This window comes from Rhodoligotrophos sp. CJ14, assembly GCF_038811545.1.
Taxonomy (GTDB): Bacteria; Pseudomonadota; Alphaproteobacteria; order Rhizobiales; family Im1; genus Rhodoligotrophos; species Rhodoligotrophos ferricapiens.
Genome location: NZ_CP133319.1, coordinates 3,670,001 through 3,686,154, shown reverse-complemented (window position 1 = coordinate 3,686,154; position 16,154 = coordinate 3,670,001). Strand labels below are relative to the sequence as shown.

Here is a 16,154-nt window from a genome sequence, read left to right as displayed (position 1 = left end):
CCGCCCCACCGCCCCTAGGCTCCGTCATCGACAGGCTGCCGATGAGCCTAAGGGAGCGCATCGATGATGACCGCACAATGCAGACGGCATACTCGCCACCCCGAACTCGCCCGGCTTGGCGATCTGCGGCTGGTCCGCGAACTCGCCTATGTCGATGGTAAATGGACGGCCGGCGCGGATTGCACCACCATCGAGGTGCGCGATCCGGCGAGCGATCAGCCCATTGCCTGGGTCGCGAAGCTCGATGCGGCCGCGACGGATGACGCGATCGCGGCAGCTCACCGGGCTTTTCCCGGCTGGGCCGCATTGCTCCCGCAAGAGCGCGCCGCGCATCTCAAGCGCTGGCATGAGCTGATTATCGCGGCCAAAGAAGACCTCGCCCTCATCATGACGCTGGAGCAAGGCAAGCCTTTGAGCGAGGCGCGCGGTGAAATCGACTACGCCGCCTCCTTCGTCGAATGGTATGCGGAAGAAGCCAAGCGGCTCAATGTGGAGAGCGTGACCAGCCATCTGCCCGGCGCCGAGATGATCGTGCAGCGGGCGCCGTTGGGTGTGGTCGGTGTCGCGACACCCTGGAATTTTCCATCCGCCATGCTGACCCGCAAGGCAGCCGCCGCCATGGCCGCCGGCTGCGCTGTGGTGGCTCACCCTTCCTCCTATACGCCCCTTTCCGCCTTGGCCCTTGCAGAACTGGCCGATCGCGCGGAACTGCCATCGGGTGTGTTGAACATCGTGACGGGCAATGCCGCTGCGATTGTCGGGCGGATGTGTGAAGATCCGCGCGTGCGCGCCATGAGCTTCACCGGCTCTACCGAAATCGGCCGCATGATCGCCGCGCAATGCGCACCGACGATGAAGCGGCTGGTGATGGAGCTCGGAGGACACGCGCCGCTCATCATTTTCGCCGATGCCGACCTCGAGCGCGCGGTTGACATCGCCATTGGCGCCAAATTCGCCACCTCGGGCCAGGATTGCCTGGCGGCCAACCGCATTTATGTGGAGCGGCCGATTTACGAGGGTTTTTGTGCCGCGTTTGCTGCCCGTATCAAGACGTTGAAGGTTGGGCCTGGGCTTGCCGAGTGTGTCGATATCGGCCCGCTCATGCATGGCCGCGCCGTTGAGAAGGTCGATGCACAGGTGCGCGATGCCTTGAGCCGGGGCGCACGCTGCCTTGTCGGTGGGGAGCGCCATGCGGCGGGCGACTTGTTCTATGCGCCGACCCTCATCGTGGACGTGCCCGATGATGCGCTCATTATGCGTGAGGAAACCTTCGGGCCGGTTGCGGCCGTCACCCGCTTCGATGATGAGGCTGAAGTGGTCGCCCGCGCCAATGACACGGATTACGGCCTGGTCGCCTATGTGGTCACTCGCGATGGCGCGCGCATGCTGCGCCTTGGCCGGGCACTTGAATACGGCATGGTCGCGATCAATCGGGTGAAGATCACAGGCGCGCCCATTCCCTTCGGCGGCATGAAGCAGTCGGGCCTCGGGCGGGAGGGTTCACGCCACGGACTCGAGGCCTTCACCGAGCTCAAATATCTCTGCCTCGATGCCGCCTGATCATCGCCACGATTTTCTTGGAAGGAGCCGCCGCATGCTCGACCGCAGCAATGATTTGAACGCCTGGGACCGTGACCATTTCTTCCACCCTTCAACCCACATGGCCCAGCATGCGCGCGGCGATACGCCCAACCGCATCATGGCGGGCGGCGAAGGTGTCTATGTGGTCGACCGGGACGGGCGTAAGAGCCTCGATGCCTTTGCCGGGCTCTATTGCGTGAATGTGGGCTATGGGCGCCGCGAGATCGCCGAGGCGATCGCCGAGCAGGCGTTCAAGCTGCCCTATTACCATGCCTATGTGGGCCATGGCAGCGAGCCCTCGATCAAGCTCGCCAAAATGATCATCGACCGAGCGCCGGCGGGCATGAGCCGCGTGTTCTTCGGCCTGTCGGGCTCGGATGCGAACGAGACCAATATCAAGCTGATCTGGTACTACAACAACGTGCTGGGCCGGCCGGAGAAGAAGAAGATCATCTCGCGTTGGCGCGGGTATCACGGTTCGGGTGTGATGACCGGGAGCCTCACCGGTCTCGCCGGATTTCACAATGCGTTCGACCTGCCGCGCGCGCCCATTCTGCACACCGAGGCCCCCTATTATTTCCGGCGGCCCGACCCGGCCATGAGCGAAGAGGCCTTCTCGCAATATTGTGCCGACAAGCTCGAGGAACTCATCCTGGCGGAGGGGCCGGACACCATCGCTGCCTTCATCGGCGAGCCTGTGCTGGGCACCGGCGGCATCGTGCCGCCGCCGCAAGGCTATTGGGACAAGATCCAGGCGGTTCTTGGAAAATATGACATCCTGCTGGTGGCCGATGAAGTGGTGACCGGCTTCGGGCGGCTTGGCTCCATGTTCGGCTCAGACCATTACGGGATGAAACCCGACCTCATCACCATCGCCAAGGGGCTCACCTCGGCCTATGCACCGCTGTCGGGGGTGATCGTCGCCGAGCGGTTCTGGCGCGTGCTGGAGCAAGGCTCGGATAAACTGGGCCCGATCGGCCATGGCTGGACCTATTCCTCGCATCCCCTGTGCGCGGCGGCCGGCGTGGCCAATCTGGAATTGATCGATGCGCTCGGCCTCGTGTGCAATGCGGCTGAGACCGGAGCCTATTTCAAGGAGAGGCTGACAGAAGCGCTCAGCGATCACCACATTGTTGGAGAGGTCCGCGGCGAAGGATTGCTCGCCGCGGTCGAATTTGTGGCAGACAAGGAGGACCGCGTGTTCTTCGATGCCGATTTGAAGGTGGGCCCGCGCATCGCCGCCGCCCTGCTCGAGCGCGGCGTCATCGGCCGAGCCATGCCGCAGGGCGATATTCTCGGTTTTGCCCCACCACTTTGCATTACCCGTGACGAGGTCGACACCGTGGTCGCTGCAACACGCGATGCGGTCGAGGCCGTCGCCGCAACCCTTTGATTTAGGCCATTGGAGAAATTTCATGCGTATAGGTGTTCCCAAGGAGATCAAGACGAATGAGGCCCGTGTGGGGCTGGTCCCGTCAGCAGTGGCCGAGCTTACCCGCCGCGGCCACGAGGTGCTGGTCGAGACAGATGCGGGTCTCGGCAGCGGCATGACGAATGCGGATTACGAGGCCGCGGGCGCGCGGATCGTTCCCACCGCCGACGAGGTCTGGTCAGCGGCCGAGATGATCGTGAAGGTGAAGGAGCCGCAGGCGGCCGAGCGGCGCAAGCTTTCCAAAGGCCAGGTGCTGTTCACCTACCTGCATCTTGCGCCGGATCCGGAGCAGACCGCCGATCTCGTGGCTTCGGGTGCCACCTGCATCGCCTATGAGACCGTCACCTCGCCTTATGGCGGGCTGCCATTGCTCGCACCGATGTCGGAAGTGCCGGACGGCTTGCCCCGCAAGTGGGCGCCCATTGCCTGGAACGGCCACAAGGCGGCCGTGGCGTCCTGCTCGGCGGTGTGCCAGGCGTGTCCCCGGCAGAGGTCGTCGTCTTGGGCGGTGGTATTTCCGGCACACATGCGGCAACGATCGCCTTGGGCATGGGTGCCGATGTGACGGTGGTCGACCGCTCACCCGAGGCGCTGCGGCGCATCTCCGCCCAGTTCGGCGGGCGCGTGCGCACGGTGTTCTCGACACAGCATGCCATTCAGGAGCTCGCGCGACGCGCCGATCTGCTGATCGGCTGCGTGCTGGTGCCGGGTGCGACTGCGCCGAAGCTCATCACCCGCGATATGCTCCCGACCATGAAACCGGGTTCGGTGATCGTCGACGTGGCCATTGACCAGGGCGGCTGCTGCGAGACATCGAAGCCCACGACCCATTCGGCGCCCACCTATGTGGTGGATGGGGTTGTGCATTACTGTGTCGCCAATATGCCGGGAGCGGTTGCGCGCACGTCGACACTGGCGCTTAACAATGTCACCCTGCCCTACGTGATCGCCCTGGCGGATAAGGGCTGGCGGCGCGCCCTGATGGAAGATCCGCATCTGCGCGCCGGTCTCAATGTCCATGATGGCCACATTGCCTGTGCGCCTGTGGCCGAAGCGCAAAACCTGCCGTGGGAGGCACCGGAGCAATTGCTCGCGGCCTGACCGGCACATCGCAAATCAGAGAGAGGGAGTACGTCAATGTCGGCCATCCCGGACACCATGTGCGCCGTGCTGCTGACCGGCCATGGAGGCCTCGACAAGCTGGTCTATCGGACCGATGTTCCGGTACCGAAGCCAGCATCTGGCGAGGTGCTGATCCGTGTTTCCGCCTGCGGAATGAACAACACGGATGTCTGGGTGCGTGAAGGCGCCTATGGCACGGAGGATGATCCGACGGCTGTGTCCACCTGGCGCCGGCATGAGCCGACGCTTACCTTTCCCAGGATCCAGGGCACGGATACCGTAGGCTATGTGGTGGCGGTGGGCGACGGCGTGCCGCCATCACGCATCGGCGAGCGCGTGATGGTCGATTTCAGCATCTATAATGCCGAAGACGATAGTCTCGCCGAAATCGACTATATGGGCCATGGACGCGATGGCGGCTATGCCGAATTCATGACATTGCCCGCGGAGAACGCCCATGTGGTCGACACACCAATGTCGGACGCGGAGCTCGCCACCTTCTGCTGCGCTTACCTCACGGGCGAGCACATGCTGGATCGGGCACGGGTCAAAGCCGGCGAACAGGTCCTGATCACCGGCGCATCGGGCGGAGTCGGCTCGGGGCTCATTCAGCTCTGCCGGGCGCGCGGCGCCATTCCTTATGCAGTGGTCGGGGCCGGCAAGGAAGAGGCCGTGAAGGCGATCGGCGCCGAGGCGGTGATCACCCGAGGCCAGGGCGATCTCGTAACGGCGGTCGAGGCTGCCACTGGCGGGGCTCCCATCGACGTGGTCGCCGATCTGGTGGGTGGCCCCATGTTCAACGACCTCCTGCGCATCCTTCGGGCGGAGGGACGCTATACCACTGCCGGGGCGATCGCAGGACCGGTCGTGCAGCTCGATTTGCGAACCATGTATCTCAAGCATCTGGAGCTACACGGCTCATCGCAAGGCACACGCGGCGCCTTCAAGCGCCTGGTCCGCTATATCGAAGAGGGCAAGATCAAACCGCTGCTCGCCGGCACCTACCGGCTTTCGGATTTTCATCGGGCACAGACCGATTTCATGGAGAAGGCTTTCGTCGGAAAGCTGGTGGTTATTCCCGACGCGATGTTCGAGACAAACCCTAAGAGTGCGCGCGAAGAGGCTCATGCCTGAGCGCCTCAAAGGGTGCGGGGACCCAAACGGCCCGCTCCGCAGTTTACTCTCGCGAAGGTAGTCCGGAGGTAAGCTCGGCTTTCCAGTCGGCCCAGTTCCTCAGTCCAGGACCGGGTCGGTATGTGCTTGCAGAGCTACACCTACACTGGGCTCATCTCAACCCGAGGAGATGGCAGTGGAGCTGTTTCGGCATCCAAGCTTCGACAACCATGAAGCCGTCCTGTTCGCATCCGAGGCAGAAAGCGGGCTTCAGAGCATCATCGCCATCCACAACACCAGCCGTGGGCCGGCGCTCGGCGGCTGCCGATACTGGCAATATGCGACCGAGGACGAGGCGCTGAAGGACGTGCTGCGGCTTGCCCGGGGCATGACCTATAAGGCGGCGATTGCGGAATTGCCCCTGGGCGGCGGCAAGACGGTCATTCTGGCGGATCCGGAGAGACGGAAGGATCCGGGGCTTTTTCGTGCACTCGGGCGCAAGATCGAGATGCTCGGCGGCCGGTACATCACTGCGGAAGACGTTGGAACTTCGCCTGCGGACATGGTGGAGGTTCGCAAGGAAACGCGCTATGTGGCCGGCATCCCGCCAGAGCAGGGCGGGCGCGGCGATCCCTCCCCCATCACGGCCTATGGAGTCTATCTGGGCCTTTGCGAAACGGTCCGGCATGCGCTCAAGCGCGACAATCTTCGCGGGCTCACGGTGGCCGTGCAGGGGCTGGGGCATGTGGGCTTCAACCTCTGCCGCCACCTTAACCAGGCAGGGGCGCAGCTGATCGTTGCGGATCTCAACGCGGAGCGGATCCGGCGAGCCGAAGAGGCATTCGGCGCGCGGCCAGTCGGGCTGGTCGAAATCCTCACTGTTGAGGCCGATGTGCTCTCGCCCAATGCGCTCGGCGCCGTTCTCAATGCGGAGACGATCCCGCGACTCAAGGTGGCCGCGATCGCTGGGGCAGCCAATAATCAGCTCGCCGATATCGAGCGCGATGGCGCTTTGCTGGTTCGGCGGAGTATCGCCTATGCGCCGGATTATGTGATCAATGCCGGCGGGCTCACCGTGGTCTGCGGAGAATATCTCGGCTGGACGGCGGATGAGATCAGCCGGCGTGTGGACGCGATCGGGCCTCGACTCGCCGACATATTGCGCGAGGCCAGCGCCAGGGGCGAGCCGACACAGGTGGTGGCTGACCGCAAAGCCGAGCGGCTATTTGCGGCGTCTCACGGCAGCCGGGTCTGACACGGGCCTTGTGTGGTCCTGGATGATGGCCAGGAGGGCGTCAACTATGGGGCCGCGATGACGCCGTTTGTGCCAGAGCGCGTGGAACTCTCGCTCGGGCAACCGGAACTGCACATGGTGCAGAAGGCCGGCCTCTATGCTCGGGGCTGCCACCGAGGCCGAAATGGCGGTGGCACCCAAGCCCGCTTCAACGGCCGCGCGGACTGCCTCGTTCGAGGGAAGCTCCATTGCCACAGGAAGGCGGCCCGGATCCAGCCCTATCCGTGAAAGGGCCTGCTCGAACTCGGAGCGTGTCCCAGAGCCGGGCTCGCGCAGCACCCAGTCGGTCGTGAGAAGATCGTCCGTGGTGAGCTTGCCCGCGTGGGCCCATGGGTGGTCCACGCCCACAACCACAACGAGCTGGTCGCGAGCAATGGCCATGCTTTCGAAGTGATCCGGCTCCACCGCGCCCTCGACAAAGCCCAGCTCCGCGAGACCGCTGTCCACTGCGCCTGCCACTTGGCCGGTGTTTCCAATGGCGAGCCTGATCTCGATGCGGGGATAGGCGCGGTGAAAAGCAACCAGGTGGCGCGGCAGCCAATAGCTGGCGATTGTCTGGCTCGCCTGCACATGCAGCGTGCCCCGTTCCAGCCTGCCGAACTCGCTCAGCGCCAGTTCCGCGCGTGCGACCTGGGCGAGGATGGCGCGTGCTTCGGCCAGAAACGCGCGGCCGGCTTGCGTCAACTCGATGCGGCGGCCCACGCGATCGAAGAGACGGGTATTATGCTGCGCCTCAAGAGCGGCGATGGCATGGCTCGCCGCGGATTGGGCCAGATTGAGGGCGCGCGCTGCCCGGGTTACGTGCTGGCGCTCAGCCACCGCCACGAAGATGCGCAGCTGCTCCAGTGTCATTTGGCGGCCTCTCACCATTAATCTTCGAGTGAGATTATAGCGCCCAAACCAATCTATCCAATTGGATGAAGCAAGCTGTCTGGCGCCCGCTAGGCTGTCATTTTCACCAGAACGAGGCTGAAGCATGCAATGAAGAGAAAGGCTGCGAGAGCAAGGGCAAATGGCTTGAGCCCCTTGGCGCGCAGCTTGCGGATATCCGTCTCAAGCCCCATGGCCGCAAGCGCCATGGACAGCATGAAGGTGGTTGCCACAACGATCGCGCCCTTCACGTCGGCTGGCACCGTGATGAGGCTGTTCAGGCCGACCAGCACAATGAAACCAAATACGAACCAGGGCATGGGCGCCTTGGCCTGCCCGGCCGTATTGCCACTCTGCCGGGCACGCCGGGCTGCGAACAGGCCGAGGGTGATCACCAGGGGCGCCAGCATCATGACGCGCGAGAGCTTGGCGATCGTGCCGAATTCGCCGGCGTCACTGCCCTGCTGAAAGGCGGCCGCGACGACCTGCGCGATCTCGTGGATCGAGGCACCGGACCATAAGCCATAGGCGTGTGGTGACAGGTGGAGGAGGCCTGGGAGCAGCGGATAGACAAACATGGCGATCGAGCCGAGTACCGTCACAGTGGCAACGGCGTAGGCCACATCCTCGTCATGGGCCTGGGTGACGGTATTGGTGGCGATCACCGCGGAGGCGCCGCATACCGATGTGCCTGCCGCGATCAGCTCGGTGAGCTTGCGGCCCACGCCGATCAATCTCCCGCACCACACCGTGAACAGGAAGGTCGCGATGAGGGTGCAGGCAATCACCGCAATACCGCCTGCCCCAACCTCCACCACCTGTGCCGCGGTCAATTGCAGCCCGAGCAGAATGATCGCGAGGCGCAGGATCCGCCGCAGGGAGAAAACCACTCCTGGCTTTGCCCATTTGGGCGTTCCGACGAGGTTGTGGATGCCGATCCCGATCAGGATCGCGAGGATCATCGGGCTCAAGAGCGCCACACCGGGAAGTTGCCGGAGGACGAATGCCGCGCCCGCAATGGCCGCTGTGAGGAGTATGCCAGGCCAGATCGTTGCCGTTGTGAGACTTGGCGAGACAGCCTGGCCTTGCCGGAAGGGTGAGAAAGCGGCCCGTGGGCCGCTCGCGCGAGTGATCGGGTGGGAGCTCATTGCCGGAATTCCTTTCGCCGGCTTTATGACATCCTGCTATTGTTCGATCAAAGTCATTGGTTCGATCAAATCGTTCTGCAAAGCAGATCAAAAGTCAGGCAGGAGAAGGGAAGGGTCCAGGAAGGTACGCGCACAAATCTGATAAAAATATCAGAGATAATTAGATCGGATTATCCGCACACAACAAACACATCATTTCAATGTATTTTCCAAACTCTTTATGGAATGAATGATCTTTGTATTAGGCACAGAAGTCGAGGCATATTGATCGCCGCCAACTGATGTAATATCCAGTATGTCTCGAACGGATATCACTTAGACTTCTCCACCCTTAGAGGAATGCCAACTCTACGGGCGAATAACAAGAATTTCGAAAAGACGCCGGCATCCGCGAGTCCATCGACAGGGTCGGTGTCATTGCAATCTGCTGCACATGCTCCAGCCGGGCTGACTGGCGTCATGCCCAAGAAAGCTGCCGCATTTCCACGCGGACGGCGTGCTGCAGTTCAACCCAATAACGGTCGCAGGCCATGCAATACACAACATCCACGGCCGAAGCCAATACCGAGACAGACGCGGGCGAAGCGACTGCGCATCAGACCATCCGCGAGACTCTCATTCCGCTCCATGCGGAAGAGCTTTCGGTCTCCAAGGAGCGCGTCGAAACAGGCCGGGTGCATGTGGGCACAGTGACCCGCACCCATCAAGAGCTCGTCGACGAGGAACTCGCCCGCGATCGCGTCGAAATCGAGCGTGTCGCCTGCGATACGCCCATCGATGCGGTTCCGCCTGTCCGACAGGAGGGCGACGTCACGATCGTTCCCGTCGTCGAAGAGGTCCTGGTCGTCCAGCGACGTCTCATGCTGAAGGAGGAAATCCATATCCGTCACGTGCATAGCACCGAAAGACACAGAGAGAACGTCACCCTGCGCAGGCAGGAGGCTGTGATCTCACGCATCCCAACGGACTCGACGCCCGAATGATCCGGCGCCGAAAAGAACGACTTCCTTAGAGTGCACAGGAGTTACACAGATGGGTTACCAAACAATCGTCGCTGTATTCGACACTGCTGAGCAGGCGGACGCCGCCGTCAAAGCGCTGAAGGCCGCGGGCTTCGCGGATGCCGACATCAGCATGTTCGACAGATCCCGGCTTACGAATAACGGTAAGGGCAGCCTTTCCGATCCGGGTCTGTGGCACAGGCTGTTCGGCGATGACATTTTCGAGCATGAGGCGAATGTCTATGCCCAGGCCGTCGACCGTGGCGGCGTCGTCGTGTCCCTGCGGGCGGTGGACAATGAGGTTGCCCATGCAACCGGCATCCTTGATCTGCACCGTCCGATCGACGTGCATGACCGCGCCATCACCAGCGGCATCGCCCCGGCAGCCCATGTGGAGACCGTTGCGCAGACGCTGGCCCAAGCACCGCTGCCGCCGGCTCAGAAGGTCGCCGTCACGCCAAAGCTTGCGGATGCGCATAACGACGTGCTGCGGCTTGCCGAAGAGCAGCTCAATGTGGGCAAGCAAATGGTGGAGACGGGCAAGACCCGTGTTCGCCGGTTCGTGACCGAACGTCCGGTTTCAGCGGATGTCACCCTGCATGAGGAACATGCCGACGTGATCCGCAAGGCCGTCACCGATCCCAATTATGTCGGCGATATCGACTGGGCGGATAGCACGATCGAGGTGGTCGAGACGGCAGAGCACGCTCTGGTGAACAAGACCGCGCGGATCGTCGAAGAGGTCTCGCTGAAGCTCACCGGCAGCGATCACGTCGAAACCGTGCACGACAAGGTTCGCCGTCAGCAGGTCGAGATCGAGCGCGTACCGTCCGGCGCCATCGCCTCCCAGCAGACGCAGCCGAGCGGGCCGATGGCCGCAAAGCCCATGTAAACAGCCGAAATGTCCGAGGCCGGCTCTCGGCCTCGGACATTTTCCCCACCTTCGATGAGCCGGATCAGCCGCTGTGCTCGTTCTTCCCACGCGGCGCCGGTCAGATCGCTTTTCAAATCTCGAAGCCGTCCCGAGGGAAGCCCCCGTGTTGTTCCAGGCCTGTCGATTGGCAATAGCCGCTGTGATGCTCGCCACTATGGCGAGCGCTGGCTTTTCTCAACAGTCGCAGCAGACTGCTGCACCGTCGACAGAAGCGCCTGCATCCAAGAAAGAGCTCATCATCGGCACAAAGGAGGCGCCGCCCTTCGCCATGAAGACGCCCGATGGCGACTGGGAAGGGATCAGCATCGATCTGTGGCGGCGGATCGCCGACCAGCTCGGGCTCCAATACCGCTTTCAAGAGAAGACGCTCCAGGATTTGCTCTCGGGAACCCGAGATGGTTCGCTGGATGCGGCCGTGGGCGCGCTCACCATCACGGCCGAACGGGAGAAGGCTCTGGACTTCTCACAGCCCTTCTACGAGACCGGCCTCAGCATCGCCGTGCCCAAGGGGCATAGCACGTGGATGGCGGTGCTCGAGAGTATCTTTTCGCGCAACCTGATCCTGGGCGTGCTCGGTCTCCTCGGCGTGCTCCTGATCGTGGGCACGATCCTTTGGCTGCTCGAGCGGCGCAAGAACGACCATTTCAACGATGGGCCGACCGGGTTCATCTCGAGCCTGCTGTGGTCTGCCACCACGGCGGCCGGGCATCCGCACCACAAAGCGCCGCGGACAATCGCCGGTGAGCTGCTTGCGATCTTGTGGATGCTCACCTCAGTGATCGTGATCTCGACCTTCACCGCCCTGATCACATCGGCTTTGACCACCACCCAGCTCAAAGGCAGCATCCGTGGTGTGGAGGACCTTCGGTCGGTCAGTGTGGGGACGGTCGGCAGTTCGGAAGCGGCCGACTATCTCAATGGGCAACGTATCGGCTATCAGCGCTTCGCCACTCTGGAGGAAGGGCTTAAGGCGCTGAAGAACCGCGAACTCGATGCCTTGGTGTATGACCGACCGCTGCTTGCCTGGCAGATTAATCAGGGGTTCCGAGATGCCCTCGACCTTCTCGATCCTGTTTTCGACAGGCAGACCTATGGCATCGCGCTACCAGCCGGCAGCACCCTGCGCGAGCCGATCGACCAGGCGATCCTCGGCGATACCCGGACGGAGTGGTGGAAGCGCCTGACCTTTGACTATCTCGGCGAGAGCCCAGACCACCGCGCTGAGCCCCCGACAGAGACGGCCATGTTCGGCCATGGTCATCATTAGAGCGGTTCGCGATTCTCTCTCATCGCGGAAAACCACCCCCGTTAAAAGGCGGGCAGGTGATAGCTGACCACGGCCCGTACCATATGAGCGCCGTCAAATGAGGCCTTAGCGACCTCGAAGGGCATCAGCCGCAGATATTCCGCGCGGACACTCAACTCTCGAGAGATCCTGTATTCCGCTCCGGCACCCACCACAGGGGTCAAGCCATAACCTTGATCACGGTAGTTGTCCTGCGCATTCTCGGCGCGGACCTTTACATGGGCAATGCCCACACCTCCGGTCGCATAAAGCAGCAGATCATTGAAGGTGTAGCCGACGCGGCCACGGAGCGTGTAAAGCTCGTCGAGGGACGCCTTGGCGCGGTCAATCGTCTTAGCACTCGTCGGAGCAGCGGGTACGTTCTGACCGGACGAAGATTGGAGTTGGTGCGGGCCTTTGCCATTCGGCTTTTGCTCGGGAAGCGGATCAGGCTTGATCAGCGCCGGTGCGCCAGTATCCCGCTTCGGCCGGGACAGCCCCAGAAAGGGCTGGTCAGTGAGCGTCCTGAGATTCGCCCTGCCATAATTCCGGTCATCCCTGATCGATCCAAACGTGCCGTCAAACTCGGCTCCGATCACCCAGCGGCCGAGCTGACCGTGAAGGCCGACGAGCCCGCCACCCATCAAGCCCTTCATGCCGTTCAGATTGGTCACAGCATTTTCGCCGCCACTGAAACCGTAGGTGCCTAAGAGGCCCAGCGAAATGCCCTGCCACGGGCCTTTCTCCTCCGGGACATGAGCACGCACAGCCTGCGGGAAATCGAGATAGGTCAGATCAGCGGCTAGAGCAGGCTGAGCCGCCGAGACGGAAATGGCAAAAACCAATCCACGAGCCCAACGCGGAAAATTCATGCGAAACTCCAATTCGTTACTCAAAGGTCTAGTATGTTTCGCATGTGACGTAATGCTCGACCGCAGCCGGAAATAAGGCTAAAAGCGGACCGATATTGGATGGCAAAGCAAGGCAGGAACTGTGACAGCTATCCCACAGTCTGCCGCTCCCCCCGTCAGAGATCGGCAAGGCGGCCTATGGTTGGCTTGGGAGGCTGAGCACCGGACTGGGGCGTTATGCAGGCTTACAGATATCTCCCCTTATTCGTCATTGGCTTGGCTGGAAGCCTCTCGAGCTTATCCGGGTGCTCGCAGCCCTCGCCGAGCGACGCGGCTGCACCCGTCGCTGGGATCTGCAACCCTGAAGCGGCTCAGCAGCTGATTGGCAAGCCACGCGTAACTGATGCGCAAGCCAAGGAGCAAACCGGGGCGAGCCTCGTTCGACAGATCGCCCCCGGTCAGCCTGTGACGCAGGACTACATAGATGCCCGGGTTACCATCGAGACGGATCCGACCTCTGGCCTGGTTGTCCAGGTGAGGTGTGGCTGAAACGGCTCCTCGTGATCGAGGCTGCTTATCAGGCAAGAAGCGCGCCCCAGAAGCGCGTGTGATTGGCAGCAAAGATGCCAGTATCGCCTGCAAAATAGCCCTGCAGCTCGACCGTGTCGCCCTGGGCCAGTACCGTTGCCACCTGCAGCCAGAGCGCTGTCACGGTGGTGGTGTGCGGCCCGGTGATGCCACCGAGAGATCCAGGAATGACGTCCGAGCCGTTCTTAACGAGCCGTGCCCTCATGCGGGCGTTCGCACTCGCATTCAATTTGAATAGCGCGCTGGCCCCGAACAGATAGAGCCCATCCATAGGTGCCACGAAGTGGTTGCTCATCGAATCGAAGACGGCGCGATTGTCGTATTCGGTATTGTTGATGGCGATCTTGGTCCAGGTATCGAGGGTGAGCGCATTGTCGAAATCGGTGAAGGCCGAAAACTTCGGATTGGCCGGCAGGCTGACATGGCCGTTGCCTGACGCGCGCAGGGCTTCTGCCCAGGCCGAGCCATCGGGAGAGGTCTTGAGCACGAAATCATCATCGGCAACGAGCCCGAGTTCGGCCCGTCCGGAAAATCCTTGCTGCAACAGAAACGAGACGGTGTTGGCCTGCGCCTCCTTGTTAAGGAGATAGCGGAGATCACCATTGCCGCCATATTGCTCATAAAGCGCATTGAATAGCGCATTGTTCAAGGTGACCGATAAGGGGTTCATCTCATCGGCTGTCGCCCTGAGCCCGAAAAGCTGCACATTCTGGAGCGTACTGGTGTCGCTGCCGCCGAAGGGCACCCAGGATATGCCGTCAAAAATCAGTGCTGCAGTCTCGTCGATGATCCAGACGATCCAGCCAGAACGCGGCGGGTAGAACATCCAGCCGCCGGCCTGGAACGCCGCGATTCTCCCCTCCTGCCCTGCCCAGGTGCCGGTTGCACCGGCGGCAACGAGATAGCGGTCGCCTTCCTGCGGAGTTGACGGCGGGGCCACTAGATCACGGTCGTGCACGGACAGATGGACCACCGCGTCCAATATATCCAGGGCTTCATTGTGGGTGACATGTTTCTGGGCTTGGGCCGCCTCCATGTAGGGCAGCCCCAGATTTGCACTTTCAGCCATTTGCTTCCCCTCGCGATCAGGCATTTCGGTAGGCCATCGCCCCTCGTATCGGAGGCGCCGCTATGACCGAGCCTAATGCCGGGAAAACTTGCGGGGATTATTCAGGGGTCTCTCGGTGCCCTCCTCTCTCGCCAAAGCGTTTGGAACGGCGCTCACTTCGCTCGAAAACCATCAACACCGATAAGCGATGGCGACCAGAGGTGCAGCCGATCAGTATTGCTGGATGAGGTCAGCCGAAAATCGAGCCGCGGGAGAGCGACCTTAGAAAGGACTCATCAACACAAAACGCCCCACGGGTTTGTGTGGGGCGTTTTTGTATGTGTTGTGAGAAGGGGGGTTGCTTTCGAAGTGTTCTGTTTTCTGTTCTTTGCAGGCCCGGCAGTGACCTACTCTTCCGCGTCTTGAGACGAAGTACCATCGGCGCAGAGGCGTTTAACGGCCGAGTTCGGGATGGGATCGGGTGTGGACACCTCGCTATGGCCACCGGGCCGGCGAAGAACAGAGATTGTGGACTGACGGATGCGCTGTCGTTGATGGATTGAGTGATTGCAGAGAATGAGAGCGATCAAGCCGATCGAGCTATTAGTACCGGTAAGCTGCATGCATTGCTGCACTTCCACACCCGGCCTATCAACGTGGTGGTCTACCACGGCTCTCAAGGGAAGCCTGGTTTTGAGGTGGGTTTCCCGCTTAGATGCCTTCAGCGGTTATCCCGTCCGCACATAGCTACCCTGCTGTGCCGCTGGCGCGACAACAGGTCCACCAGAGGTGCGTCCATCCCGGTCCTCTCGTACTAAGGACAGATCCTCTCAAGCTTCCTACACCCACGGCAGATAGGGACCGAACTGTCTCACGACGTTCTGAACCCAGCTCACGTACCACTTTAAACGGCGAACAGCCGTACCCTTGGGACCTGCTCCAGCCCCAGGATGTGATGAGCCGACATCGAGGTGCCAAACGATTCCGTCGATATGGACTCTTGGGAATCATCAGCCTGTTATCCCCGGCGTACCTTTTATCCGTTGAGCGATGGCCCTTCCACGCGGGACCACCGGATCACTATGACCGACTTTCGTCTCTGCTTGACTTGTCAGTCTCGCAGTCAGGCGGGCTTATGCCATTGCACTCGACGACTGATTTCCGACCAGTCTGAGCCCACCATCGCGCGCCTCCGTTACTCTTTGGGAGGCGACCGCCCCAGTCAAACTACCCACCATACACTGTCTCGGACCCGGATGACGGGCCGCGGTTAGACATTCATGACCACAAGGGTGGTATTTCAATGATGGCTCCACCACGGCTGGCGCCGCGGCTTCAAAGCCTCCCACCTATGCTACACATGTCGCCACGAATGCCAGTGTAAAGCTATAGTAAAGGTGCACGGGGTCTTTCCGTCTGACCGCAGGAACCCCGCATCTTCACGGGGAATTCAATTTCACTGAGTCGATGCTGGAGACAGTGGGGAAGTCGTTACGCCATTCGTGCAGGTCGGAACTTACCCGACAAGGAATTTCGCTACCTTAGGACCGTTATAGTTACGGCCGCCGTTTACCGGGGCTTCGATTCAAAGCTTGCACCTCTCCTCTTAACCTTCCGGCACCGGGCAGGCGTCAGACCCTATACGTCGTCTTGCGACTTCGCAGAGCCCTGTGTTTTTGATAAACAGTCGCCACCCCCTAGTCTGTGCCCCCCGCAAATGGTTGCCCATCTACGGGGCCTCCTTCTTCCGAAGTTACGGAGGCAATTTGCCGAGTTCCTTCAGCATCGTTCTCTCAAGCGCCTTGGTATACTCTACCAGTCCACCTGTGTCGGTTTAGGGTACGGTCTGATGCGGGAGCTATTTCCTGGAACGCCTTCGCTGCACAG

At 61.5% G+C, this 16,154-nt stretch carries 12 protein-coding genes, 2 rRNA genes and 1 pseudogene (1 of these 15 cut by a window edge); 9 read left to right on the top strand and 6 right to left on the bottom strand.

All coding sequences use genetic code 11. The features are described 5' to 3' along the window. Positions 1-66: 66 nt before the first annotated feature. From RCF49_RS17260 to RCF49_RS17240, 5 genes and pseudogenes are all read left to right on the top strand, one after another. Positions 67-1,560: an NAD-dependent succinate-semialdehyde dehydrogenase gene (locus RCF49_RS17260; RefSeq protein ID WP_342644228.1), complete on the top strand. Its 1,494-nt coding sequence runs from the start codon at positions 67-69 to the stop codon at positions 1,558-1,560. A gap of 34 nt (positions 1,561-1,594) precedes the next feature. Continuing rightward, entirely contained in the window at positions 1,595-2,974 is a 1,380-nt protein-coding gene (locus RCF49_RS17255) for an aspartate aminotransferase family protein (protein WP_342641020.1), read from the top strand. A 22-nt stretch (positions 2,975-2,996) separates the two neighbouring features. Continuing rightward, a pseudogene (ald, locus tag RCF49_RS17250) lies at positions 2,997-4,114 on the top strand (alanine dehydrogenase). Between the two features lie 36 nt (positions 4,115-4,150). After that, positions 4,151-5,269 (top strand): alcohol dehydrogenase family protein, encoded by a 1,119-nt coding sequence (locus RCF49_RS17245; RefSeq protein WP_342641019.1) that lies wholly within the window; start codon positions 4,151-4,153, stop codon positions 5,267-5,269. A gap of 175 nt (positions 5,270-5,444) precedes the next feature. Further along, on the top strand, positions 5,445-6,503 hold the full coding sequence (locus RCF49_RS17240) for a Glu/Leu/Phe/Val family dehydrogenase (RefSeq protein WP_342641018.1): 1,059 nt from the start codon (positions 5,445-5,447) through the stop codon (positions 6,501-6,503). Here the strand turns inward: RCF49_RS17240 and RCF49_RS17235 are convergent. Beyond that, complete coding sequence (locus RCF49_RS17235; RefSeq protein WP_342641017.1) at positions 6,471-7,394, bottom strand: LysR family transcriptional regulator; 924 nt, start codon at positions 7,392-7,394, stop codon at positions 6,471-6,473. The two genes, RCF49_RS17240 and RCF49_RS17235, sit on opposite strands and share 33 nt — an antisense overlap. 89 nt (positions 7,395-7,483) lie before the next feature. Next, the gene (locus tag RCF49_RS17230; RefSeq protein ID WP_342641016.1) at positions 7,484-8,560 is read right to left on the bottom strand and encodes a YeiH family protein; all 1,077 of its coding nucleotides are present in this window, start codon (positions 8,558-8,560) and stop codon (positions 7,484-7,486) included. A 530-nt stretch (positions 8,561-9,090) separates the two neighbouring features. Between RCF49_RS17230 and RCF49_RS17225 the strand changes: the two genes are divergently transcribed. The 3 genes from RCF49_RS17225 (at position 9,091) to RCF49_RS17215 (ending at position 11,762) form a co-directional block, all read left to right on the top strand. Further along, a complete protein-coding gene (locus tag RCF49_RS17225; protein ID WP_342641015.1) occupies positions 9,091-9,543 on the top strand; it encodes a YsnF/AvaK domain-containing protein in 453 nt (150 codons plus the stop codon). Positions 9,544-9,592: 49 nt separating this feature from the next. Continuing rightward, on the top strand, positions 9,593-10,453 hold the full coding sequence (locus RCF49_RS17220) for a DUF2382 domain-containing protein (RefSeq protein ID WP_342641014.1): 861 nt from the start codon (positions 9,593-9,595) through the stop codon (positions 10,451-10,453). Between the two features lie 184 nt (positions 10,454-10,637). Continuing rightward, positions 10,638-11,762, top strand: a complete 1,125-nt coding sequence (locus RCF49_RS17215; RefSeq protein WP_342644227.1) for a transporter substrate-binding domain-containing protein — start codon at positions 10,638-10,640, stop codon at positions 11,760-11,762. Positions 11,763-11,803: 41 nt separating this feature from the next. Here RCF49_RS17215 and RCF49_RS17210 read toward each other — a convergent pair whose 3' ends face one another. After that, positions 11,804-12,652 carry an outer membrane protein gene (locus RCF49_RS17210; protein ID WP_342641013.1) on the bottom strand — a complete coding sequence of 283 codons (849 nt, stop codon included), beginning with the start codon at positions 12,650-12,652 and terminating at the stop codon, positions 11,804-11,806. Positions 12,653-12,868: 216 nt separating this feature from the next. Here RCF49_RS17210 and RCF49_RS17205 point away from each other — a divergent pair, with 216 nt between their 5' ends. Continuing rightward, on the top strand, positions 12,869-13,180 hold the full coding sequence (locus RCF49_RS17205; protein ID WP_342641012.1) for an I78 family peptidase inhibitor: 312 nt from the start codon (positions 12,869-12,871) through the stop codon (positions 13,178-13,180). A gap of 28 nt (positions 13,181-13,208) precedes the next feature. On the opposite strand, the gene RCF49_RS17200 is transcribed toward RCF49_RS17205, so the two are convergent. From RCF49_RS17200 to RCF49_RS17190, 3 genes are all read right to left on the bottom strand, one after another. Continuing rightward, on the bottom strand, positions 13,209-14,288 hold the full coding sequence (locus RCF49_RS17200; protein ID WP_342641011.1) for a DUF2793 domain-containing protein: 1,080 nt from the start codon (positions 14,286-14,288) through the stop codon (positions 13,209-13,211). A gap of 373 nt (positions 14,289-14,661) precedes the next feature. After that, a 5S ribosomal RNA gene (rrf, locus tag RCF49_RS17195) occupies positions 14,662-14,776 on the bottom strand. Positions 14,777-14,849: 73 nt separating this feature from the next. Beyond that, positions 14,850-16,154, bottom strand: a 23S ribosomal RNA gene (locus RCF49_RS17190); it runs 1,445 nt beyond the window's last position.